This is a genomic window from Vibrio sp. 1069 (assembly GCF_033340555.1).
Map to the genome: position 1 here is coordinate 1 of NZ_JAWOWP010000389.1, position 696 is coordinate 696.

At 48.4% G+C, this 696-nt stretch carries 1 protein-coding gene; it reads left to right on the forward strand.

Going from position 1 to position 696, the window contains the following annotated elements; all coding sequences use genetic code 11:
• Positions 1–696, forward strand: a 696-nt coding sequence (locus R7040_RS26705; RefSeq protein WP_318097619.1) for a catalase, incomplete at both ends; no start/stop codon positions are given.

The following is a 696-nucleotide window of genomic DNA, read 5'->3' on the forward strand; positions in this document are numbered from 1 at the left end:
GCTGCCAGAAGCGTTCCATCAAGTAACCATCGTCATGAGTGACCGCGGTATTCCTGCGTCTTACCGTCACATGCACGGCTTCGGTAGCCATACATTCAGCTTTATCAACGCTGAAAATGAACGCTACTGGGTGAAGTTCCACTTCAAAACTCAGCAAGGTATTAAGAACATCAGCGATGAGGAAGCACAACTGCTTGCGGGCAAAGATCGTGAAAGCCATCACCGCGATTTGTATAAGTCGATTGAGCGTCAGGATTTCCCGAAATGGAAAATGTATGTACAGATCATGCCAGAATTAGAAGCCGACGAAGTTAACTTCAACCCATTCGACCTAACAAGAGTATGGTCTCAAAAAGATTATCCACTTATCCCTGTAGGTGAGTTTGAGCTGAACCGTAACCCAGAAAACTTCTATGCAGAAGTTGAGCAATCCGCGTTTAACCCGGCAGCTATCGTTCCTGGAATTGGTTTCTCGCCAGACAAAATGCTGCAAGGCCGTTTGTTTGCATACGGAGATGCACAGCGTTACCGCCTAGGTGTAAACCATCACCAAATTCCAGTCAACGCCCCTCGTTGTCCGGTACACAGCTACCACCGCGACGGCGCAATGCGAGTTGACGGTAACTTCGGTTCAACACTGGGTTACGAGCCAAACTACAAACAAGAGAGGGCAGAGCAGCCTGAGTATTCAGAGCC